Below are 20,448 nucleotides of genomic sequence, written 5' to 3'. Positions count from 1 at the left end.
CACGAGAGATCTACCGACTCATCGTCCCGACACGTGCCCCCTCTGACCAGACAGGACCCACCCCAGTTGCTGCTTGACATCTATAGGGGCATCAAACGCTTCGGCCTCGTCCGCGTCGACTACGCCACCCAGCGCCGCACGATCAAGACCAGCGGCCGCCGCTACGCCGAGGTGATCGCCGCGCACCGGGCCCTGTGAGACCGCAGCTCCCCGCGCCGCGCCGCGCCGTGCCCGCCCCGCTTCTCGGGGCGGGCACGGCCTTTCGTGATGGGATGGGAAACCGCTGCTTCCAGCAGCTGGCGGCTCATGGCACACGGAGAGGTCGGGTAGATGTCCCAGGACACCATGCGGGCGATGGCGTACGAGACGTACGGCGGAACGGAGGTGCTCACCGAGACCGAACTGCCGATGCCCAAGCTGGCCCCCGGCGAGCTCCTCGTCCGGGTCAAGTGCGCCTCGGTCAACCCCGTCGACTGGAAGATCATGGCGGGCGGGCTCGACCCCCTGATGGACGTCATGTACCCGGTCGTCCCCGGCTGGGACGTCGCCGGCACGGTCGAGCGGGTCGGCATCGACACACCCGAGTTCGCGGTCGGCGACGAGGTCATGGCGTACGCCCGCAAGGACTACGTGCACGGCGGGACCTTCGCCGAGTACGTCAGCGTGCCCGTACGGGCCGCCGCCGCCAAGCCCGCCTCGCTCTCCTGGCAGGAGGCGGCCGGCCTGCCGCTGGCCGGGCTCACCGCGTACCAGCTGCTCACCCGGCTCGCCACCGGCAAGGACGACGTCGTCCTCATCCACGGGGCCGCGGGCGGCGTCGGCTCCTTCGGTGTGCAGATCGCCGGCGCGCTGGGCGCCCGGGTGATCGGCACCGCCTCCCCGCGCAACCACGACCGGCTGCGCGAACTGGGCTGCGAGCCCGTGGAGTACGGGGAGGGCCTGGTCGACCGGGTGCGCGCGCTCGCCCCCGACGGGGTCACCGTCGTCGCGGACTTCGTCGGCGGTGTCCTCGACGTCACCCAGGCCGTCCTCGCGAAGGGCGGCCGGCACGCCTCCATCGCCGACCCCACGGTGCTCGGCGCCGGAGGCCAGTGGATGTGGGTCCGGCCGGACGCCGAGGGCCTGGCCGAGCTGGCCCGGCTCGCCGACGGCGGCAAGCTCAAGGTCACGGTCGCCAAGACCTTCCCGCTCGCGCAGCTCGCGGAGGCCTTCGAACTCAGTCAGACGGGCCGCACCGCCGGAAAGATCGTCGTAGAGGTCTGACGCCTCCTCAACCAGCTGTGCTGGTAGGCAGGTTGTGCAGACCGACCATCGTCCGAACGGCCGGGGGCAGCCAGTCCCCGGCCGCCCTCCCGTCCCCGCCGCCCAGGCGCTCCAGGATCTGCGCCGGGCCCGGACGGGCCGCCGGGTCGGGTGAGAGGCAGGCCCTCACGACCGCCGACAGGTCGGCGGGCAGCGGCCGCAGGGCCGACTCCAGCGCGGTTCCGGGCGGGGATCGGCGCGGCCCCGCAGGCGTGGCCCAGCACCATCCCGAACGCGTACGCGTCGACGGCCGGGGTGAGCGGGGCCCCCGTCAGCTGCTCCGGGGCGAGAAAGCCCTGGGTGCCGACGAAGTAGTCCGTCCGGGTCAGTGCGGTGGCGTCCACCGCCCGTGCGATACCGAAGTCGATCACCCGCGCACCCGTCTCCGCGATGATGATGTTGCCGGGCTTCAGATCGCGGTGGACGATCCCGCGGGCGTGGATCCCCTCCAGCGCCTCGGCCACCCCCAGCGCCAGGGTGCGCACGGTCCGGGCGGGAAGGGCCCCGTACTCCCGCAGGACGGCGGCCAGGGACGGGCCCGGGATGTACTCCGTCACCAGCCAGGGCTGTTCTCCCTCGGACGAGGCGTCCACCACCTGCGCCGTGTGGAAGCCGCCCACCCTGCGCACCGAGTCGATCTCCCGCGCGAACCGCTTGCGGAACCCCGGATCCGCCGCCAGGTCGGCCCGTACGACCTTCACCGCCACCCGCCGTTCACCGGGCGACAGCCCCAGGTAGGCCGTCCCCATCCCGCCCTCCCCGAGCCGGGCGGTCAGCCGGTAGCGGCCGATGCGCCGGGGGTCGCCCGGCAGCAGCGGATCGTGCTGCACGGGCCGTACGGGAGCCTTGGCCGGAGCCGCCGGGCGGGCGGTGCGGCGGTGGATCTCCGCGACCGCCACGTCGCTCTCCGCGCGCAGGATCGCCGCCTGCTTCTCTCCTTCGGCGCGCAGGATGTCGGCCTGTCGGACGCCTTCGGCCCGGAGGATCGCGGCGCGCTTGTCGCGGTCGGCGCGCATCTGCTTCTCCATCGAATCCTGGATGGAGATCGGCGGCTCGATCGCCTTGAGCGCGATGCGGTTGACGCGGATGCCCCACTTGCCGGTGGCCTCGTCGAGGACTCCGCGCAGGCCCGCGTTGATCTCCTCGCGGGAGGCCAGGGTCCGTTCCAGGTCCATGCCGCCGACGATGTCGCGCAGGGTGGTGACGGTGAGCTGCTCGATGGCCTGGATGTAGCTGGCGACCTCGTACGTCGCGACGCGTGGGTCGATCACTTGGTAGTAGACGACCCTTCGCGCGCGCACGCCCCGCCGGAAGCGAATTCCGACAGAACGCCCGTGCCCTGCACACCGATTGGGCGAGGTTGGGGCATTCGGCTCCGGGAGACCCGGCCTCCCGGAGCCGAATGGCCTTGGGGTCAGGGGAAGGAGACGACCGTGGACGGGGTCGTCGACGTTCCCGAGGTCGGGGCGCCCGTGGTGTTGATGACGTGCTCGTACTGGCCCTTGCCGCCGAGCGAGACGACGAGCAGGTCGTGGAACTTCACGCCCGGCTTCACCGGTGCCTGGAATCCGTGATCCTGACGGATCGTCGGGTCCACGTTGTAGTAGCAGTAGCTGCCCAGGCCCCAGCCCTCGTGGACGGTCACCGAGTCGGCCACCTTGTAGGCCGCGTAGCCCTTGGTGGAACCGTTCTGGATCGCCGCCTGATCGGGGGCGTCGTACGCCTTCTCGTTCTGGTAGAAGACCGTGCGGCCCCGCTCGCCGTTCCACTGGACGTCGTACTTGTTGAAGTGCTCGACGAACAGCCCGGTGGCCAGTACGTCGTCACCGTTCACGCGGAATCCGTAGTCGGCGCGGTTGGTCTCCCAGCCCACCCCGTCTCCGTGGTCGGCCCGCCAGATCCAGGTGTGGTCGACGATCGTGTCGTGGTTGTTGATCACCATGCCGACGTCCGCCCGGCCGGGGCCGGCGCCGCCGACCCGGACGAACACGTCCTGCACGGTCGTCGGGTTGGCGCCGTGGTCCGTGGTCGTGCCGGCCGGGCCGACCTCCAGCAGGCTGGGCGAGTCGACCGGTCCCGCGTCGATCAGGAACCCGGCGAGCCGCACCCCGTCGATGTCGGCGACCTTCATCGCGGTCACCCCGTTGTCGGGGACGAGCGTGGCCAGGCCGAGGCCCAGCACGACCGTGTCCGCGCGGTTCACCCGGAGGGTCTGGTCGACGTGGTGGACGCCGGGGGTGAAGAGCAGGTGCAGGCCCTGGGCCAGCGCCTGGTTCATCGTCGCGGCGGTCGTGCCCGGCTTCACGACGTAGAAGCGGCTGAGCGGGAGCGAGGTGCCCTGCGGCGCGCCGTTGCCCCAGGAGGTGCCGCGCGCGTTCTCGCGCTTGGCCGGGACGAAGACCTTGTACTCGGATCCGTCGAGGTAGAGGAAGGGCTTCTCCCGGGAGACGGGCGTGGTGTCGAGCGTGGTGTACGGCGGGTTGGGGAAGGACTGGGCCGGCGCGCCCTGGACCCCGGAGAAGACCTGGTTCCAGACGCCGTTGCCCCAGCTGCCGATCGAGCTGTCGCGCGTGTACCACTGCTGCTGCGAGTAGTTGCCGACCTGGGCGTCGATCCTCGAATCGGCGATGTAGCCGCCGGATGCCCAACCGAAGCCGTCCGGGGCGAGGTTGAGGCCGCCCTTGACGTGCATCCGGCGGAAGGGCGCGGCCTGGGACACGGCCCAGCGGTCGGTGCCGTTCACGGGGTTGAGCGCGAGGTTCTCGGCCGAACGCCAGAAGTTCTGGGTGGCGTTGCCGCCGAACCAGCCCGCGTCGACCGTGACGTCGCCGTTGATGGTGGTGTCGTCGGGGCTGAGGCCCAGACCCGAGATGGAGGTGTAGAAGCCGATCTGGGCGTTGAGGCCGTTGTACGTGCCCGGCTTGAACAGGAACTGGTAGCGGCCGGAGCCGAACTGGGCCGACTCCTGCTGCCGGAACACCTCGTCGAGCCTGCCCTGGATGTTCGGCGTCGACGGGTCGAAGACGATCACGTTGGGGCCGAGATCGCCGCCGCCGGGGAGGGCGGGGCCGCTGCCGGAAGTGCCGAAGACCTGGAACTCGAACAGCGAGTAGCCCCACTGGGTGGCGCGCTGGGTGCCGTACACGCGGACGTAGCGGGCGGTGCCGGCGATGTCGTGGGTGGCGACCGCGCCGGTGGCCGAGGTCGTGGAGTAGGCGGTGCTCCAGGCGGCGCCGTCGGTGGACAGCTCGATCCGGTACGCCTTCGCGTACGCGGTCTCCCAGCGCAGTACGACCTGGCTGAGCAGGGCGGGGGTGCCCAGATCGACCTGGATCCACTGCGGGTCGGCGAACTGGCTGGACCAGCGGGTGGCGTTGTCGCCGTCCACGGCGGCCGAGGCGGGTGTGCCGGCGTTCTCCTGACTGGAGGCGGTGACGGGCCTGCCCTGGGAGAGGAGGACGGGCGCGGCCTGGGCGGCGCTGCCGGGGAGCAGCACGAGGAGGGCCGCGATCAGGGCGGCGGTGAGGGCGGCCGCGGTGAGGCGTGGTGGATGGTCGGAGAGGCGAGGCATGGGGGGGCACTCCTGACGTCTTGGATCCGGGGGATCGAAGCGTGAGTGAACTGCGCCGCCGCGAGGACCGTCAAGGGGTTCAGCGTTCATGAAGTGAAGGCCGGGAGGGGTGTCAACTGGCTTTCAAGCCTGTGAACTTGGGGTTTCTTCAATCCTTGTGAAAAGTGTTGACGAAAAAAAGCCACAGGGCTCTACTGAGGCTCCTGACCGCTCCGTCCCGCCGCGCCCGCCGGGCGGGACGGAGCGGTCGGGGGCATTCGAGGAATGGCTTCGTTCCCGAAGGCGGGTGCTGCCGTGCGTTCGATACTTGTCGGCCGGGAGCGCCCGGTTCAGGAGAGGGCCGGGACCGCCCCGCACTCCGCCCAGGTGACCTCGACGCCCGCGAAGGGCGCCGCCCACGGGGCGCACAGCGCGGCCAGCCGCGCCGCGTCGGGCGGCGTGGCGCCGAGACCGATCGCGTACCGGGCCACGGTGTCGCCGAGCTCGAACGGGCGGGGCCAGGCGTGCACGCCCCCGACACCTCCGGCCTCCAGGGCGCCGAGCAGGGCGCGCATCCGTCCGCGCATCCGGCCCAGGGCCTCCTCGAACTCCGGGGGAGTGGCGCCCCGTACGGTGACCACCGCCCACGCCGCGTGCCGGCGGTGCAGCGGCGGCAGACCGGCCTCCGGTGACTCCCAGGCCTCGTACAGCTCCCGCCCGAGCAGATCGCGCAGCGCCGGGCCGACCTGCGGCGTACAGCTGCGCACCGGCTCGGTGGGAGTCAGGACCGTGACCGGGTCGTACGGGCTCGGGCCCGGGCCGGGGGACGGGGACGGCGACGGGCCGTGCAGGGCGATCGGGTCGCGCCAGTCCCAGGCGGCCCAGGTCCCGAAGAACTCCCGGAGCAGGGTCGCGGGGGACAGGTCCACCGCCTCGCGGACCGTACGCGCCGCCAGCACCGTCCAGGCCAGCCCCGGCAGTCCGCCGAACGGCGCCGAGTCCAGCCCCCGGGCGCGGGCCCACGCCTTGACCTCCCGGGCCAGCCGCGCGAACTCCGCATGCCGCTCGGCGCCGACGAAGTCCCGTACCGCGTCGGCGTCGCTCACCGCGCCCAGCGCGATCGCGGCGGCCTCGCCGAGCTCCGCCCGGTGCTCCACCGCCCGCGCGGGATCGAGCGTGCCCGTGGCGACGACCACCAGGTCCACGTCCGGTCCGGAAGCCGCGCGCAGCCGCAGCCCCGGCACGCGCGCGCCGACGACCTCCCGCAGCCGCCCGGCCTCCGGAAGCGCCGCCGCGACCCGCTCCCGTACCTCCGCGATCGCGGCCGTGCCCGGCAGGGCCGCGACCAGGTCGAGGTCCGCCCCGGGCAGGGCGCAGCCCATGCGGCGGGATCCGGCGAGGTGCACCACTCCGTCGCCCAGCGCCCGCCCGATCCGGGCGGTGAGGGCTTCGGCCTCCAGCATCGGCGCTGCCGGCCGGGTCTCCGGCTCCGGTACCCAGCGCCAGGTGCCGGTGCCGAGTTCCACCGTCGCCCGTACCCGCATCGGCCCGTCCCCCCGCCGGGACAGCACCGCGAGCTCCCCGACCCGGGCGGAGGTCCCGGCCCCGGCCCCGGCCCCGGCCCCGGTCCCGCCGAGTCGCGCGGCGAACTCCGCCCGCGCCCGCTGCGGGTCCCGGCTGCGGCCCAGCGTCAGGTGCGGGGTGAAGCCCTCGCGCCCCCGGCATCCCGGGAACCGCTCCGCGAGCCCCTGCCGCAGCCGCTGCCACGGCTCTTCGCCGGCGGCGGCCGGGTCCAGCCACAGCGTGGCGTCCTCCCGGTGCCCGAAGCTGTGCACCCCGGCCAGCCGGGCCGTGAACGGCGCCGCCTGCGCGGCCACTTCGGCCAGCAGCGGCAGGGCCGCCTCGAACGAGGACTCCGGTACGAAGCCGAACAGCAGGTTCACGTGCGCCGGCCAGCGGCGGACCGCCGGGTCGTGCGCGCGGCGCAGCTCCTCGACCGCCGGATCGTGCGGAGGCAGCCAGGCCACCGCCGTCCGCGCGGTCGCCCGTACGTCGAGCACCGCGCGCCCGTCACCCCGTACGCCGAAGTCCACCACCGCCGCCACCCCGAAGTGGTCGGAGATGAACAGCCCCTCCGGGCCCGGGGTGTCGCCGCGCAGGTCCGCCTCCCGCACCCGGGCCCCCGCCGAGCGCAGCAGGACCCGGTCCAGCCGGCCGGCCCGTCCCGACAGCGAACCCACCGCGGCCAGCGGATTGGCCACCGGATCGAAGGTCGGCGTGGTGTCCTGCGCCCCGTGCACTTCGCTCCAGGCGTCCCGCATGCCCAGCGCCGCAGCCGGACCCTCCGGCCCGGAGCGGCCGTCGTTGAAGTCGCCGAGCAGCGCCGCGTCCGCCTCGATGCCGCTCAACCCCTCGGCGATGCGGGTCAGTTCGATGCCGCGCCGCCCGGCGCCGTTCTCCGTGTGGTCGCTCGTCAGGTGGACCGAGGCCACGACGAGCGGGCCGCTCGCGGTGTCCACCGTCACGGCCGACACCGCCTTGTGCGGCCCCAGCAGGTGCAGTCCCGCCTCCCGTACGGGCAGCCGGCTCAGCACCAGCAGTCCGCTCGCGGAGACGTCCTTCCCGCGCGGATCGGTGCCCACCGTGTACCCGGCGCGCACCCAAGGCTGCGCCAACAACAGGTCGAGCAGGGCCGGTTCGACCTCCTGGAGGGCGATCACATCGGCATCGGCGGCCGCCAGGTCGGCCAGCAGCAACGGCCTGCGCCGCGCGGTGTCGATGCGCGGAGCGTCGTACCGGTCCCACAGGGTGTTCCAGGTCAGCAGCCGTACGCGCCGCGGCCCCGGGCCGGGGTCCGGTGCCACGGGTCCGGTCTCGGCCGGCCGCCAGGCGCCGCCGTCCGCCGGATCCCACGCGTGCGGGGTCCGAGCGGTGAAGAAAGGAGCCCGCAGCAGCCGCGGTTCACTGATCCGGCCGGCCTCGGTGGAGTCGATGTGGTCGACGCCGCTCGCCCGGTCCCAGACGAGCTCGCCGTCGGCCTCGACGAACCGCACCCGGTGCCAGGGGATGTCGCCGCCCGGCACGAAGGACGGCAGCGGGACCCGCTTCGGCGGGGCCCCGCGCTGGTGCAGCCCGAACACGAAGCGCGCGGGATCGAAGCGGGGGTCCCAGCGGACCTGGTGGTAGAGCTCCTCACTCGTGCGCATCAGCCGTCCTCGCCCACTGCCACTGCCACTGCCGTACCCGCACCCGCACCCGTCGGAGCCGTCCGTGTCCCCGCCCCGATGCTCCCCGCCGTGTCCTCCACCGTCCCGCCCGCCCCGATGTACCGGATGCGGTGGGCGGCCCCCAACCCCGGATACGGAGGGCTGAACCGGTGCAGCTGGGTGGCCAGTACCTCCGCCGGTACGGGATGGGGCCGCACGGCATTGCGCCGGACCAGCTCCGCCTCCTCGACCAGCACGACGGCCTGGGTGACGAGCGCGTCGCGGCGCCGCGCGACCGCACCGGCCAGGCCACGCTGCTGCTCGGTGAGGGAGGTCGCGTCCCACACCACCGTGCCGCCGGTGTCCGCGGCGGCTGCCAGCGCCGCGTCCAGCCTGGCCAGGCCCTCGCGCAGCACGTCCGCGTTGGCCCGCTGGTCGCCGCGGGAGCTCCGGGCGGCACGCAGATCGTCCAGACCGATGTACGCGGCCACGCCCGGCAGACTCCGGGCGTACGTGCTCTTGCCGCTGCCCGAGGGCCCGCACAGCTGCACCAGCCGGGGGAAGCGCCCGTCCCGCCACCGCCAGGTCGCGGCCACCGCCTCCTCGGCGGTGGAGACCCCGCCCCGTCCGAACGCCTCCCGGGCCTCCGCCCAGCAGCGGTCCGCCGCGTCGGCGCCGAGCGCCCCGAGGGCGTCGCGCAGCCCGGTGTGCAGCGGACCCAGCGGATCGGGGCCGAGCAGCCCCGCCTCCTCCGCGTACAGCGCGGACCACTCGACGCACTCGCGCGCCTCCGGATCGCCCGCGGCCGCCGCCCCCGCCAGCGCGTGCAGCACCCCGAGATCGGCGGCGAGGGCCATCCGGACCAGACCGGCCCGCCGGCCCTCGTCCGGGAACGGCCGCTGCAGGTACGGGTGGAGCCCGACCAGGTCGGCCACCCGCCGGGCGAGCGGCATCCCGAGCGGCCCCGCCGCCAGCCGCGCCCCGATCCGGGCCCGCGGCGCGCGGTGCAGTACGGCGGCCAGTACGCCAGCCAGCCGGGCCTCGCCGGTGCGCCCCGACGCGTCGAGCCGGCCCGCCACCTCGGCGACGACCGGCTCGACCCCGGCGACGACCGGGCCGTCTCCCGCGAAAACCGGGCCGGCTCCCGAGGCGACCGGCTCGGCTCCGCCGCCCGGCGCGGGCTCCGGGCCGAGCGCGGCCGCCAGCTGCGCCGCATCGGGCTCGGAACCCGAGCGCACCGCCCACAGCGGGGCCTGCGGACCGAGCCCGTTCGGCACGACCTGCGCGTACATCCAGTGCGTGTCGGTCTGTACGTGGCCGCCGCGCACCCACTTGGCGACGTACCGCCCGAAGTCCGCCCGCGCGAAGGAGGCGACCGTCCTTACGACGTACCCCTCCTGCCGCGCGGTGTCGAGCCGCAGCCTGCGCAGCGCGCGCTCGTCGTAGACGCCCCGCCAGAGCACGCGCGGGGTGGGCACTCCGAGGCCGTGCAGGAAGCTCACCGTCCGGTCCCAGTCCAGGCAGTGCTCGCCGGCCCACACCGAGAACCCGTAGAACCAGCTGTCGAGGTCCTCGTAAGGGAGCGAGTGGCGCGCGTACAGGTTCTCCCCGCACACCCGCCACCCCGCCGGTATGCCGGCGCCGATCCGGCTCTGGAGGCCCTTGACCCAGGCGCGCGAGGGGTGGTGGCCGGAGTCGAGCGAGCGGGCGTGGAGGCCGTCCGCGTACAGGGTGGTGTTCTCCCCGTCGAGCTTCTCGGTGACCACGACCTCGCACCCGGCCGGCCCCCCGAACCCGGCGGCGCGCACGTCGTCCGCCGCCGCCCCGGGGGACCAGGGCAGGTGCGGGGTGCGGGGGTAGTGCGTGCGCATGACCGGCTCCTGCGATGACGACGGGGTTCGTCGTCACTCTAGGTATCCGGAGCCGGGTCATCCAATCATTAACGCGGGCCCTCCGGCACTTGGGCCCTCGGGCTTTCGGGCGCCTCGGGCGGTCAGGGCCGACGACCCGCCCAGGCCACCAGCCGGTCGATGGCCGGGGCGTCGGGGTCCACGGTCACGACCTCGGCGAACGGGATCCGCCCGCCGCGGGTCTCGGCCGGCAGCGCACGGCGTACGACGCCGATCACGCGCTCGATCAGGGCCGGGTCCCAGTCCGGGTGCTGGCCGGTCGCCCTCGCCAGGTCCCAGGTGTGCACGGTGAGTTCGTGGGTGTAGACGGCCGCGGCGGCCGCACCCGGCAGTTCGCCCATCGGAAGGCGCAGCTGCCGGCCGAGGATGCCCGGGTCCGCCCACACCTCCGCGACCTCGCGGGCCCCCGGCTCCCAGGCCGCCGCCCAGGCACCGTCGGCGAGCTCGTCGGCGAAGGACGGGACGCTGAACGGGTCCTCGCCCCGCCCGATCACCGAGATCCGGCGGACGACGCCGACGAGGTGGCTGGACAGCCGCCGTACGTCGAACTCCTCGCAAGGGGTGGGGGCGTCGTACTGCTCGGGCCGGACGGCAGCCAGCGTACGGCCCGCCAGCTCGACGGCCGCGGCGAGGTCGAGCCGCGGATCGAAGGAGGCGACGGAGGTTTCGGCGTCGGAGTCGGTGACGGTGTCGGTGGAGGTGGTCTCGATGAGCTGCTTGGTCTCGTTCATGTGTTCATCCTGGAAGCCAAACTGGCCACCTTCTGGCCAGTTTTCCGAAGAGAATGAAGCGGAACGGCGGCGACGGCGCCGACGGTGACGCGGGAGGAAGAGGCACATGAGAGCCGACCGGCTGGTGGCGACCCTGCTGTTCCTCCAGGAGCGGGGCCGCGTCACCGTCCCCGAAGTGGCCGCCGAACTGGAGGTGTCCGAGCGCACCGCGCGCCGTGACCTGGAGGCCCTGGCCGCGTCCGGCATCCCCGTCTACTCGCAGCGCGGCCGCGGCGGCGGCTGGTCCCTCGTCGGCGGGGCCCGTACGAACCTCACCGGCCTGACAGCCGACGAGATCCGGGCGCTCTTCCTCGTCACCGGGCCCCTGGCGGCCACTCCCGAACTGCGCACCACCCTGCGCAAGCTGGTCCGCGCCCTGCCGCCCACCCTGCGTGCGGAGGCCGAGGCCGCCACCCGCGCCAAGGTCGTCGACGCCACCGACTGGTCCCGCAACGCCGTCACGGCCGATGCCGCCCACCGCTCGGCGCTCCAAGGCGCTGTCGTCGACGGGATCCGGGTGCGCCTCGGGTACGCGGGCGTCGGCAAACCGGCCGGGGAGCGCACGGTCGACCCGCTCGGGCTCGTCGCCAAGGCGGGAGTGGACTACCTGGTCGCCGGTACCGACAAGGGCCTGCGCACCTTCCGGCTCAGCCGGGTCACCTCCGTCGAACCGACCGGCGAACCCGTGGTCCGGCCGCCCGGCTTCGACCTCACCACGGCCTGGCAGACCCTGGCCGGCGCCTTCCAGGACGGCATGTACGCGGTGACCGCGCGAGCCCGCGTGCACCCCGGCGCGCTGGCCCTGCTGCAACGGCTCCTCGGCGGCCGGGTCCGCGTCGGCGGTCCGCTGCCCGACGGCTGGACCGAGGTGTGGGTCGACGGCCCGGCCGCCAAGGCCCTGGCAGCCCACCTGGCCGGGCTGGGGGCGAGCGTCGAGGTCCTGGAGCCGCCGGAGGTACGGCAGCGGCTGGCCCGGCTCGGCGCCGAACTCACGGCGACCTACGCGGAGGATGCGGGGGACGTGGCGGACGCCGCGCACGCACCGAACGCCGCGCACGCCCCGCACACGCCGCCCGGTCAGTAGCCGATGGTGAACCGCTTGCCCGCATGCGCGTCGCGCTCGATCTCGTCGACCAGGGCCACGGCGTAGTCCTCGGCCGAGATGTGGCTGCCGCCGCCGGCCTCGTCGACGACCAGGTCGTCGAGGGCCAGCCGGTACGTGCCCGTCCGCTCGCCCGGCGCGATCTGTGCCGCGGGGCTCAGGCAGCTCCAGCGCACCTCCTCGACGGGCACGGTGCGCAGGAAGTCCAGGGCCTCCCCGTGGGCGTGCATGAGCGCGCGGACCGGCTCGGGGACGCCCGCCGTGTCCCAGACCAGCGGCCCGCCGGGGGTGCGCAGCGAGCCCGCCCCGCCCACGACGATCACCCGGGGGCGGGGCTCGTCCGGGCCGAGCGTGCAGACGCCGCCGATCAGGGACTTGGCGGCGGTCACGAGGACGCCCGCGTCCCCGGAGCCCGGGCCGACGGCGCTGACGACCACGTCCCGGCCGGTGGCCACCTCGGCGACGGAATGCGGGTCGAGGACGTCGCCGCGCACCACCTCGGCTCCGGAATCCGCGAGCTTCGCGGGGTCGCGGACCACCGCGGTGACCTGGTGGCCGCGGTCGAGCGCTTCGCGCAGCACACGGGCTCCGATGGTGCCGGTCGCGCCGAACAGGGCGATCTTCGCCATGGCGACTCCCTGGGGGGTGGGGGCGGTACGGGTCTCAGGTCGGACCCGCGCCGCCCATCCAAGCGAACCGGCCCCCCACCACCCGGCAGCCGGGCCGAGTCCACACGGATGATCCGCCCTGATCCGAAGGACATCCCTAGTGGCACAGGGCGACGATGGACGGGGAGACCGTGCCCTTGGCCGCCTCGCACAGGGGTGCCATGTCGTACGTGCGCCCCGGCCCGGGCCGGGGTTTCGACGGTGCGGGCGGGCGCTTGCGGGGCTTCGGCGCCGGGGCGGGGCGTACGGGCCGCACCGGCCGCACCGGCGCGCGAGCGCCGGCCCGGGGCAGCGGCGGCCGGTCCTGCTCGGCCTGCGCCGCGGCCGGCGCGGCCGGCTCCGGCGCGGGGGCCGACGGGGTTTCCGACGCGGGCAGCCGCCCCAACGGCAGGGCTTCGACCGGCGCTTCCGGGCCCGCCGTCCGGTCCGCGGCCGGAGTCGTACGGGCCGCCTCCGCGGTCCGGTCCGGCCGTACGGTCACGCACCCGGAGGCCAGCGCCACCGCGGCGAGGATCAGGGGCAGGGGCAGAACCACCCGGCGCAACTGCATCCGCCCACCCTGCCGTACGCCGGCCGCTCCCGCCTACGCACCGTCACACACACGGGTGACGGCCCGCCGGGCACGGGGGCTACGCGGCCCGGCGGCCCCGGGTGGCCAGGCGGAGGAGGTGTTCCAGGGGGCCACGGCGCAGCGGGCTGTCCGCCCAGTGGCACTCCCAGGCCCAGGACGCCGCCAGCGCCACACCCGCGAAGCCGGCCAGCGCACCCCAGGACGCGGCTCCGTGGGCCGGTCCGGCCAGGGCCAGGGCGTGCAGGACGTATGCGCTGAGGGCCATCGCCCCGAGCGCGGTCAGCGGCCGCAGCAGCCGCGCTCCGGCCGGGCCGCGCGCGGCGAGCACGAAGAGCCCGATGAGGGCGCAGCCCACCCCCGCGTTGCCGACCGTCTCCAGCGGAGTCTGGCTGTACGGGTCCGCCACCAGCAGCCAGTCCCACGAGGTGCTCGGCACGGCGCCGAACTGCCCCCGCAGGACCTCCCGTACGGGATCGGCCGTCCCCAGGGCCTCCGGATGCCGGGCCGCGATCACGTCGAGCAGCCGTTCCCGGCCGCCGAGCACATGGGTGGCCACCCAGGCGGTGCCGTAGCCCGCGGCCGCCGCGGCCGCGCCCCAGACCGCCATCCGCCGGGCCACCCGGCCTTCGCGCAGATCGCACAGCCGGCCGAGCGCCAGCCCGACCAGGACGTACGGGAAGTAGGTGGCCAGCGGATACGCGCCGGTGAGCAGCAGCTCGCCGAGCATCCGGCCCAGCCCTTCCCAGCCGGTCAGGGCGGTGAGTTCGGGGACCGCGCCGCGCCCGGCGGCCTCGTACCCGAACACCGGGCCGAGCAGGAAGGAGAGCAGCGGGCCCGCCGCCACGGAGATCCCGGCGACGGCGGTGAGCACCGGGGTGGACAGCCGGGTGAAGGGCTCGGCGGCGAGGAAGTAGACGGCGAAGAAGGCCAGGATGACCAGGATCCCCGGCCAGAGGGCGGCCAGCAGCAGGCCCAGCCCGGCCAGGATCGCGCAGCGGATCACCAGCGGGCGGTAGCGCCGTGCCCAGCCGTCCGGCTGCTCGCCGGGGGCGCGCCCGCGCTGTGCGAGGGCCAGCGAGAACCCGGCGAGGAGGGTGAACAGCGCCGGTGCCCGTCCGTCGGCCGCGACGATCAGGTACCCGGCGCCCTCGGGTCGCGGGCCCGGGCCGACATGCACGGCGAACATGCCGAGGACGGCCAGTCCGCGGACGGCATCGACGGCGGCGAGCCGCCCGCCGCCGCCCGCCCCGATCCCCGTTCCCGCAGTCGGCGCCCCCGTCATCCGCACGTGACGCTGTCGCGCGGCGTGTACCGCGTCTTCAGCGTCTCCCGCTTGACCTCCTGGCCGCCCTGCACGAACACGCGGTCGACGGTGACGTCGAACCCTTCCAGCGGGGACTGCGGTTCGCACTTGGGCCCGGTGCCGGTGCGGGTGGCCGGCTGTTTGACGTTGGTCCGGGGGCCCTGGGTCGCGCGTATCTCCTCGTACTTCTTCGTGCCGAGGAAGGTGATGGTGATGGAGGTGTCGGTCGCCTCCGCCTGGATGTAGAGGGCCTTGCCCGAGTCGTTGGCGAAGCGCAGGTCGAGGCTGCCCCAGGCGACGGTGGCCTCGCGGCCTTCGGGGTAGCGCTCGATGTAGAAGGAGTGGGCCCCGTACTCGACGGGCTTGACGCCCGCGAAGAACATCGCGTTGAAGACGGTGGTCGCGACGGCGGAGACCCCGCCGCCGGATGCCTTCTCGTACTGGCCGTTGTTGATGATCAGGCCGTCGACGAAGCCGTTCTCCTTGGTGCGCTCGCCGACGGTCCGGTTGAAGCTCCAGGTCTCGTCCGGCAGCACCAGCGATCCGTTGATCAGCTCCGCCGCCCGCCCGATGTTGGTCGTCCGGTACGCGGCGGGCTCGAAGCGGACGGTGAAGGAGGACGTCTTCTCCTTGATGCCGAGCCTTTGGACCGTGTCCCGGGTGAGCTTGGGCTGGACCGCCTCGGTGGCGACCTCGCCCGTACGGGCGGCCGCGCCGCTCCCGGTCAGCAGCGGCAGCACGGCCGCGGTCAGGGCCTGCTCGGTGACCTGCCGGCCCGCGCGCCCCTCCTCGCCGACGGTGACCCGGCCCGCGCCGTCGAGCCGGAGCTTCGCCTCGGCCGGGCGGGGGACGGCCTGGCGCAGCGGATCGGCGAAGGCCGGGTCGGCCAGCAGGGCCTTGGCGTCGAGGGCGGGGGCCAGGCGGCCGCCGCCGTCGTCCTTCAGGGAGAGGTGGCGCGCGAGGAGGGCCGGGCCGATCGGTATGTGCTTGCCGCCGGTGGTGAGCGTGACGGGGGCCGACACCGCGGGCTCGGCGAGCTCCTTCAGGGCCCGGTCGGTCTCCTGCTGTCCGATACGGGGTTCCGTCCGGCGGACCGGGAGTTCGAGGGGGTCGGCGGGGCCGGTACGGGGGTAGGCCTCGCGCAGGGCGGCCAGGGAGCGCTCGACGTCCAGGGCCGTGCCGGTGACCGGGGGCACCGGCACGGCCTTGCCCTTCTCGAAGGTGACGGTGCCTTCGCGGACCTCCTGCCCGGTCTTCCTGCCGATCCCGTCGAGGGCGGCACGGGCCGTCTTCTCGTCGAGGCGGACCACCGGGCGGACATCGGGGTCGCCGGAGGAGAAGAGCCGGCCGATCACGCTGACCGGGTCCGAGCCGGCGCGGGCGGCCCGGCCGACCGTGGCGGCGGTGTCCAACGACAGTCCGAGCGCGGCCGGTTCGGCCCGCTCGGTGCGCTCGCCGATGCGCAGCCCGAGCGGGGCCGCGGCGGCCGGGCCGAGCTCCGCGTCCAGGCGCCGGCCGGCTTCGGTCCGGCCGAGCCCGCCTATGTCGACTCCGCGGACCTTGGTGCCGGAGGCGATCTCCTCTCCGGCCAGGAGCAGCCCGGCGGCGTACAGCCCGCCGAAGCCGAGGGCCGCGGCTCCGCCGGCCACGCCCGCGACGGCAGGCGCGCTCCACCGCTGGGCGGGGGCGGCCCTGTCGGCCCCGCCCGCGTCCGTGTCCGTACGGGAAGCGCGTCGCATCCTTCTGTCTCTCCTCGATGGGCAGGCGGGGTCCGGCGGGGTCCGGGGCGGGTCCGGTGACGTGGTCGGACCGGCGGTTTCCATGCCGCCAGTCCGCGAGACGAACGTATCAACGGGGAAGTAACAAGGTAATAAGGAGGTATAGGGGTGGCAAAGCGGCGGTCAGTGATCGGAGTGCTTCGACGGCGTAACCCCCGGGCCGTCAGGGCTGTTGCACAGGCCGAGGGTGCCACCACGGTGAACGGAGTGCCGATGCCGCAGCTGACCGACGAGGCCTTGACCGAAGACGAGGGCGGCGGGCCGGGTACGTGGATGACCCCGCAGGAGTACGGGGCTTCGCGGGCCGCGCTCTGGACCGGAGCCGTCGTCCTGGTCACCGACACCGACGGGCGGGTCCTCGTGCAGAGCGTCGACTACCGCCCGGACCGGCTGCTGCCCGGCGGCGCCGTGGACGCGGGCGAGGCCCCGGCCGCCGCCGCGGCCCGGGAAGTGCGGGAGGAACTCGGCGTGGACGGCCGCTACCCGCGCGGACTCGCGGTGGACTGGATCCCGGCCGACACCCCCGGCATCCCGCCCGAGATGGGCTTTCCGGGGGAGATCCTGCACGTGTACGACGGCGGCACCTGGACCCCGGACCGGATCGACGGGATCCGCCTCCCGCCGCAGGAGATCACCGGCATCCACTTCGCCGAACCGGCCGACCTGCCCGCCCTGATGGACCCCGGCGACGCCCGCCGCGCGCTGTCGGCGCTGTGCGCCCGCATCAACGGCGGTGGCCCGGCCCTGCTGGAGGACGGCCACCCCACCCTGCCGACCGCCCTGGACCGGCTCGGAGTCCTGCGCGCCCGCCGCACCCCGCTCCACGGCGCCTGGCACCCCGGCCCGGTACCCGCGGGCCTGCCCGTACGGGAGCCCTCGGCCTGGCTGTTCGCGCCCGACGGCCGGGTCCTGCTCCTGGTCTCCCGCGCCACCGGCGCCGTGCACCTCCCGCCCCCGACGGCGGACTCCACCCCGCTCGGCTACCGCGACGCCGACGGGGCGGCCCATCCCCGGACGGCGGCCCGCCTGCCCTCCCCGGTCCCGGCCGCGGACCCGGCGTACGCGCGCCTGCTGGCCACCCCGGAGCAGGTCCGCGAGCTCGCGGACTGGGGCCCGGCCGGCCACGCCGAACTCGCCGCGGTCCACGAGGCGCGCGCCCGCCTGCGCATCCCGCCCCCGCCGCGCACCCCCCTCACCGAACTCCCGGAGGAGGGCCTCGGCCGCTGACCGCGCCGGAGCAGGGCCGTGCCCCGGGTCGAGCACGCCGCCCCGCCGAACTGGCATACGGCTCGGCTGCGACCATGTACGTGTGTCGACCACGGAATCCGGAGCGCAGCCATGGGGCTTGAACATCACCGCGTCGTCATCACCGCCGGCGGGCGGGACTTCGGGCGGACCCTCGCCCTTCGGTTCGCCGCCCGGGGCGCGGAGGTCCACCTCTCCGCGCGGACCCTCGAAGCGGCCGCACGCGTCCGCGACGAGATCCTCGCGCAGGGCCATGAGGCCGACCGGGTCCATGCGTACGCGTGCGACCTCGCGGACCCCGCCTCCGTACGGGAGTTCGCGGCCGCGGTGGCCGCCCGCACCGACCGCGTCGACGTGCTCCTCAACAACGGCTCCCGCTACCAGCACGGTCCGGACCTGCTCACCGCCTCCGACGAGGACGTCGTCGACACCCTCGCCTCCGGCGCCACCGGCACCGTCCTCGTCACCAAGGCCTTTCTCCCGCTGCTCCTGAACTCCGACAAGCCCGACATCGTGACGATGGTCTCCGGCTGCGGCGAGAGCGGCCACCACCGCTCCGACGCGCACGACGCCTTCTACGCCGCCAAATCCGCCCAGGCCGGATTCACCGGGATCCTGTCCCGCCGGCTGCGCGAGCACGGCGTCCGCGTCATCTCGCTCTACCCGCCGGACTTCGACAACCACGACCCGCTGTCCCCGGAATGGGAGGGCGCCCCGCGCACGGCGAAGGACCCGCTGACCGCCCAGTCGCTGGTGGACTGCATCTTCTTCGCCGTCGGCCAGCCCCGGGACTGCTTCATCAAGTCCTTCCACTTCGAGCAGGTGTGACGGGCATGGGACGTACGCCCGGCGCGCTCGGGGAGATCCTGGCCGCGGCGGCCGCCGGGCAGTACCCGCCGGCCGACGGCGGGACGACGATGGTGCCTCAGCCGAGTCCGCGTGACGCGGGCGTCATCGCCTTCACCGCGCACTCCGTCGTCTTCACCGACGAGGACCCGCAGTGGGTGCGCTCCGCCCTCGCCGGCCTCGCATGCGACGCGCCGGCCGCGACCATGCGCCCGCGGTTCCTCGCCGCCCTGCCGGACCGCACCGGCCGCACCACCGACACCATCGACCTGCTCACCATCGACCTGCTCACCGTCGCCGGCCCGCTGCCCGGCGACCCGCCGCTGGAGCTGCGCGAGGTCGACGACCCCGACCACCCCCGGGTGCACCGCGCCATGCGCCGCCGCGACGACGTACGGGTCGGATTCCGTCCGGTCGGCTCCGGGGCCCCGCTGCCGGCGCCCCCGGGCTGAGGCACCCCTGGGCGTCGGGGGTTCACCGGGGTCGTGTGGAATGGGTGCATGGGGAGAAGCGAGAACCACATACGGGCCGAGGTCGCGGCCACCGTGCCAGAGCACTGGCGCTACGCCCGCCACCTCGACGCCCTGGCCGCCGCGGCCCTCGGGGCGGGCGAGGCGGAGGCCGTGGCCGCCGTACTGCGCGATCGCGACCCGGTGATGGCCGAGAGCGCGGTGGTCACCCACCTCGACCGCCGCGCCGCCCAACTGCTGGCCGACGCAGGCTTCCCCGGCTGGGCCCGCGCCATGGGCACCGCGATCGGCGCCCGTCCCTTCCCGGCCCGCCGGCTGCGCGAATGGATCCTGCTCAAGGCCATCGCCGACGGCGAGCCGTGGTCCGCGGCCGAGCTCACCGCCGCCTCCGACTGGTGCCAGCGCACCGCCGCCCAGTCGCTGAGCTCGTACGAGGCCCTCGACCAGCTCGCCGCCGCGGCCCGCACCCACCGCGTGCGCAGCGCCGCCGCCGCGCGCCTGCGGCGGAGGAACGTCACCGGCTGAGTCCGGTCGTGAGCGCGGCGCAAGCGCCGGGGGAAGCGCCGGGGGAAGCGCCGAGGGAAGCACGGCGGGTTTCCCGGCGGGGATCCCGTCGGGAAGAAAGGGTCAATCGGGAGTAAGAGGGGAGATCGGCGGCAGCGGTTCTATCCGCTTCGCACAGAGTCTCGTCACACGGCCGTTCGGGGGTTTAAGGTCGGCCTACCTGGCCGGGTATCAGCGTTGATTCCGATGCCGTTCCACTGGAGGCTGCTCTCCGTGTCGCACGTTTCCCAAGCTCCCGTCACCACCCCCGACGGCGAGCCGGCCCCGCCCGCACCCACCGCGTACGACCAGGTCAACGGTTGGTTCTCGGGCTATGACCAGGTGCTCTTCGACTGGTTCCTGACCCGCCGCAGCGGCGCGGAGCAGAAGCCGGGCGATCTTCTCGAGCTCGGCGCGTTCATGGGGAAGAGCGCGATCTTCCTCGGGGGGTACCTGGGGGAGGGCGAGAAGTTCACGGTCTGTGACCTGTTCGACTCGCCCGCGCCGGACGACTCCAATCTCGCCGAGATGCAGGACTCGTACCCCACGCTCACCCGCCGCGGCTTCGAGACGAACTACCTGGCCTTCCGCGAGGAGCTCCCCACGATCATCCAGGCGCCGACCTTCGTCGTCGCCGACCGGGTGCGCCCGGCCAGCTGCCGGTTCGTCCACATCGACGCCTCGCACCTCTACGAGCACGTCGTCCAGGACATAGCCTCCTCGCGCGTTGTCGCGGCCCCGGGCGCCGTCGTCGTCTTCGACGACTACCGCTCGGAGCACTGCCCCGGCGTCGCCGCCGCGGTCTGGGCGGCGGTGGCCACCGGCGAGCTGCACCTCATCTGCGTCTCCGGCTCGAAGCTGTACGCGACCTGGGACGACGCGGCGCCGTACCAGGCGGAGCTGCTCACCTGGCTGGAGGGCCGCGAGGACCTGTGGCACGGAGTCGACCTGGTGTCGGGCCAGTCCCTGGTCCGCATCGGTGACGAGGGGGCCGTCCCGCCGGCGCCCCCGAAGCCGCTGCGTCCGGCACCCGAGCCCGTCGCGGCGCCCGTGCCGCCGCCGGGGCACCAGCCCGGACCCCGGCCGCGGGCCGGCACCACCTGGCGCAGGCTGGCCAAGGACCTGCTCCCGCCCGTGCTCACCCGCGCGATCGTGGCCTGGCGGCGCCGCCGCCGCGGCTGACC

16 protein-coding genes and 2 pseudogenes are annotated in these 20,448 nt (G+C 74.5%); 8 read left to right on the top strand and 10 right to left on the bottom strand.

All coding sequences use genetic code 11. From position 1 onward, the window contains the following. Nucleotides 1-66 precede the first annotated feature (66 nt). Nucleotides 67-198: a hypothetical protein gene (locus tag ACFXGI_RS13115; protein ID WP_384705493.1), complete on the top strand. Its 132-nt coding sequence runs from the start codon at nt 67-69 to the stop codon at nt 196-198. 147 nt (nt 199-345) lie between these two features. Next, nucleotides 346-1,263: an NADP-dependent oxidoreductase gene (locus ACFXGI_RS13110; RefSeq protein ID WP_384705492.1), complete on the top strand. Its 918-nt coding sequence runs from the start codon at nt 346-348 to the stop codon at nt 1,261-1,263. Here ACFXGI_RS13110 and ACFXGI_RS13105 read toward each other — a convergent pair. The 6 genes and pseudogenes from ACFXGI_RS13105 to ACFXGI_RS13080 all read right to left on the bottom strand — a co-directional run bounded on the left by ACFXGI_RS13105 (nt 1,221) and on the right by ACFXGI_RS13080 (nt 10,699). Further along, the gene (locus tag ACFXGI_RS13105) at nt 1,221-2,219 is read right to left on the bottom strand and encodes a serine/threonine-protein kinase (protein ID WP_384705491.1); all 999 of its coding nucleotides are present in this window, start codon (nt 2,217-2,219) and stop codon (nt 1,221-1,223) included. The genes ACFXGI_RS13110 and ACFXGI_RS13105 overlap by 43 nt on opposite strands. After that, a pseudogene (locus ACFXGI_RS13100) lies at nt 2,204-2,588 on the bottom strand (SPFH domain-containing protein); the annotation flags it as partial. The gene ACFXGI_RS13105 and the pseudogene ACFXGI_RS13100, both read right to left, overlap by 16 nt. A gap of 128 nt (nt 2,589-2,716) precedes the next feature. Further along, nucleotides 2,717-4,873: a discoidin domain-containing protein gene (locus ACFXGI_RS13095; RefSeq protein WP_384705479.1), complete on the bottom strand. Its 2,157-nt coding sequence runs from the start codon at nt 4,871-4,873 to the stop codon at nt 2,717-2,719. 329 nt (nt 4,874-5,202) lie between these two features. Continuing rightward, nucleotides 5,203-8,058, bottom strand: coding sequence for a poly(A) polymerase (locus ACFXGI_RS13090; protein WP_384705478.1), 2,856 nt, complete (start codon nt 8,056-8,058; stop codon nt 5,203-5,205). Beyond that, the gene (locus ACFXGI_RS13085; protein ID WP_384705477.1) at nt 8,058-9,929 is read right to left on the bottom strand and encodes an RNA ligase family protein; all 1,872 of its coding nucleotides are present in this window, start codon (nt 9,927-9,929) and stop codon (nt 8,058-8,060) included. Before ACFXGI_RS13085 ends, ACFXGI_RS13090 begins: the two co-directional genes overlap by 1 nt. Before the next feature lie 122 nt (nt 9,930-10,051). Beyond that, a complete protein-coding gene (locus tag ACFXGI_RS13080; protein ID WP_384705476.1) occupies nt 10,052-10,699 on the bottom strand; it encodes a TIGR03086 family metal-binding protein in 648 nt (215 codons plus the stop codon). 106 nt (nt 10,700-10,805) lie between these two features. On the opposite strand from ACFXGI_RS13080, the gene ACFXGI_RS13075 reads away from it, so the two are divergent. Continuing rightward, nucleotides 10,806-11,822: a helix-turn-helix transcriptional regulator gene (locus ACFXGI_RS13075; RefSeq protein WP_384705475.1), complete on the top strand. Its 1,017-nt coding sequence runs from the start codon at nt 10,806-10,808 to the stop codon at nt 11,820-11,822. Here the strand turns inward: ACFXGI_RS13075 and ACFXGI_RS13070 are convergent. From ACFXGI_RS13070 to ACFXGI_RS13055, 4 genes are all read right to left on the bottom strand, one after another. Beyond that, nucleotides 11,816-12,469, bottom strand: a complete 654-nt coding sequence (locus ACFXGI_RS13070; RefSeq protein ID WP_384705474.1) for an NAD(P)-dependent oxidoreductase — start codon at nt 12,467-12,469, stop codon at nt 11,816-11,818. The two genes, ACFXGI_RS13075 and ACFXGI_RS13070, sit on opposite strands and share 7 nt — an antisense overlap. A 136-nt stretch (nt 12,470-12,605) precedes the next feature. After that, the gene (locus tag ACFXGI_RS13065; protein ID WP_384705473.1) at nt 12,606-13,058 is read right to left on the bottom strand and encodes a hypothetical protein; all 453 of its coding nucleotides are present in this window, start codon (nt 13,056-13,058) and stop codon (nt 12,606-12,608) included. Between the two features lie 79 nt (nt 13,059-13,137). Beyond that, nucleotides 13,138-14,361, bottom strand: a complete 1,224-nt coding sequence (locus ACFXGI_RS13060) for a DUF418 domain-containing protein (RefSeq protein ID WP_384705472.1) — start codon at nt 14,359-14,361, stop codon at nt 13,138-13,140. Continuing rightward, complete coding sequence (locus ACFXGI_RS13055; RefSeq protein ID WP_384705471.1) at nt 14,358-16,121, bottom strand: VanW family protein; 1,764 nt, start codon at nt 16,119-16,121, stop codon at nt 14,358-14,360. Before ACFXGI_RS13055 ends, ACFXGI_RS13060 begins: the two co-directional genes overlap by 4 nt. 252 nt (nt 16,122-16,373) lie before the next feature. Here ACFXGI_RS13055 and ACFXGI_RS13050 point away from each other — a divergent pair, with 252 nt between their 5' ends. The 5 genes and pseudogenes from ACFXGI_RS13050 (at nt 16,374) to ACFXGI_RS13030 (ending at nt 20,446) form a co-directional block, all read left to right on the top strand. Continuing rightward, the gene (locus ACFXGI_RS13050; RefSeq protein WP_384705470.1) at nt 16,374-17,387 is read left to right on the top strand and encodes an NUDIX domain-containing protein; all 1,014 of its coding nucleotides are present in this window, start codon (nt 16,374-16,376) and stop codon (nt 17,385-17,387) included. A 111-nt stretch (nt 17,388-17,498) separates the two neighbouring features. Then, nucleotides 17,499-18,233, top strand: coding sequence for an SDR family oxidoreductase (locus ACFXGI_RS13045; protein WP_384705469.1), 735 nt, complete (start codon nt 17,499-17,501; stop codon nt 18,231-18,233). 5 nt (nt 18,234-18,238) lie between these two features. After that, a pseudogene (locus ACFXGI_RS13040) lies at nt 18,239-18,652 on the top strand (GNAT family N-acetyltransferase); the annotation flags it as partial. Nucleotides 18,653-18,751: 99 nt separating this feature from the next. Next, nucleotides 18,752-19,246 carry a hypothetical protein gene (locus tag ACFXGI_RS13035; protein ID WP_384705468.1) on the top strand — a complete coding sequence of 165 codons (495 nt, stop codon included), beginning with the start codon at nt 18,752-18,754 and terminating at the stop codon, nt 19,244-19,246. Nucleotides 19,247-19,498: 252 nt separating this feature from the next. Further along, entirely contained in the window at nt 19,499-20,446 is a 948-nt protein-coding gene (locus tag ACFXGI_RS13030) for a class I SAM-dependent methyltransferase (protein WP_384705467.1), read from the top strand. Nucleotides 20,447-20,448: the final 2 nt, after the last annotated feature.

The organism is Streptomyces sp. NPDC059355 (assembly GCF_042752335.1).
Lineage (GTDB): Bacteria > Actinomycetota > Actinomycetes > Streptomycetales > Streptomycetaceae > Streptomyces.
Note: the sequence above shows the minus strand (reverse complement) of the source record. Positions and strands in the feature narration are given on the sequence as shown.

Excerpts from the sequence above, each read along its gene's own strand:
- ACFXGI_RS13065 (WP_384705473.1), bottom strand. The coding sequence starts at position 13,058 with ATGCAGTTGCGCCGGGTGGTTCTGCCCCTGCCCCTGATCCTCGCCGCG.
- ACFXGI_RS13055 (WP_384705471.1), bottom strand. The coding sequence starts at position 16,121 with ATGCGACGCGCTTCCCGTACGGACACGGACGCGGGCGGGGCCGACAGG.
- ACFXGI_RS13070 (WP_384705474.1), bottom strand. The coding sequence starts at position 12,469 with ATGGCGAAGATCGCCCTGTTCGGCGCGACCGGCACCATCGGAGCCCGT.
- ACFXGI_RS13110 (WP_384705492.1), top strand. The coding sequence starts at position 346 with ATGCGGGCGATGGCGTACGAGACGTACGGCGGAACGGAGGTGCTCACC.
- ACFXGI_RS13075 (WP_384705475.1), top strand. The coding sequence starts at position 10,806 with ATGAGAGCCGACCGGCTGGTGGCGACCCTGCTGTTCCTCCAGGAGCGG.
- ACFXGI_RS13085 (WP_384705477.1), bottom strand. The coding sequence starts at position 9,929 with ATGCGCACGCACTACCCCCGCACCCCGCACCTGCCCTGGTCCCCCGGG.
- ACFXGI_RS13050 (WP_384705470.1), top strand. The coding sequence starts at position 16,374 with ATGCCGCAGCTGACCGACGAGGCCTTGACCGAAGACGAGGGCGGCGGG.
- ACFXGI_RS13080 (WP_384705476.1), bottom strand. The coding sequence starts at position 10,699 with ATGAACGAGACCAAGCAGCTCATCGAGACCACCTCCACCGACACCGTC.
- ACFXGI_RS13045 (WP_384705469.1), top strand. The coding sequence starts at position 17,499 with ATGGGGCTTGAACATCACCGCGTCGTCATCACCGCCGGCGGGCGGGAC.
- ACFXGI_RS13060 (WP_384705472.1), bottom strand. The coding sequence starts at position 14,361 with ATGACGGGGGCGCCGACTGCGGGAACGGGGATCGGGGCGGGCGGCGGC.
- ACFXGI_RS13035 (WP_384705468.1), top strand. The coding sequence starts at position 18,752 with ATGGGGAGAAGCGAGAACCACATACGGGCCGAGGTCGCGGCCACCGTG.
- ACFXGI_RS13090 (WP_384705478.1), bottom strand. The coding sequence starts at position 8,058 with ATGCGCACGAGTGAGGAGCTCTACCACCAGGTCCGCTGGGACCCCCGC.
- ACFXGI_RS13095 (WP_384705479.1), bottom strand. The coding sequence starts at position 4,873 with ATGCCTCGCCTCTCCGACCATCCACCACGCCTCACCGCGGCCGCCCTC.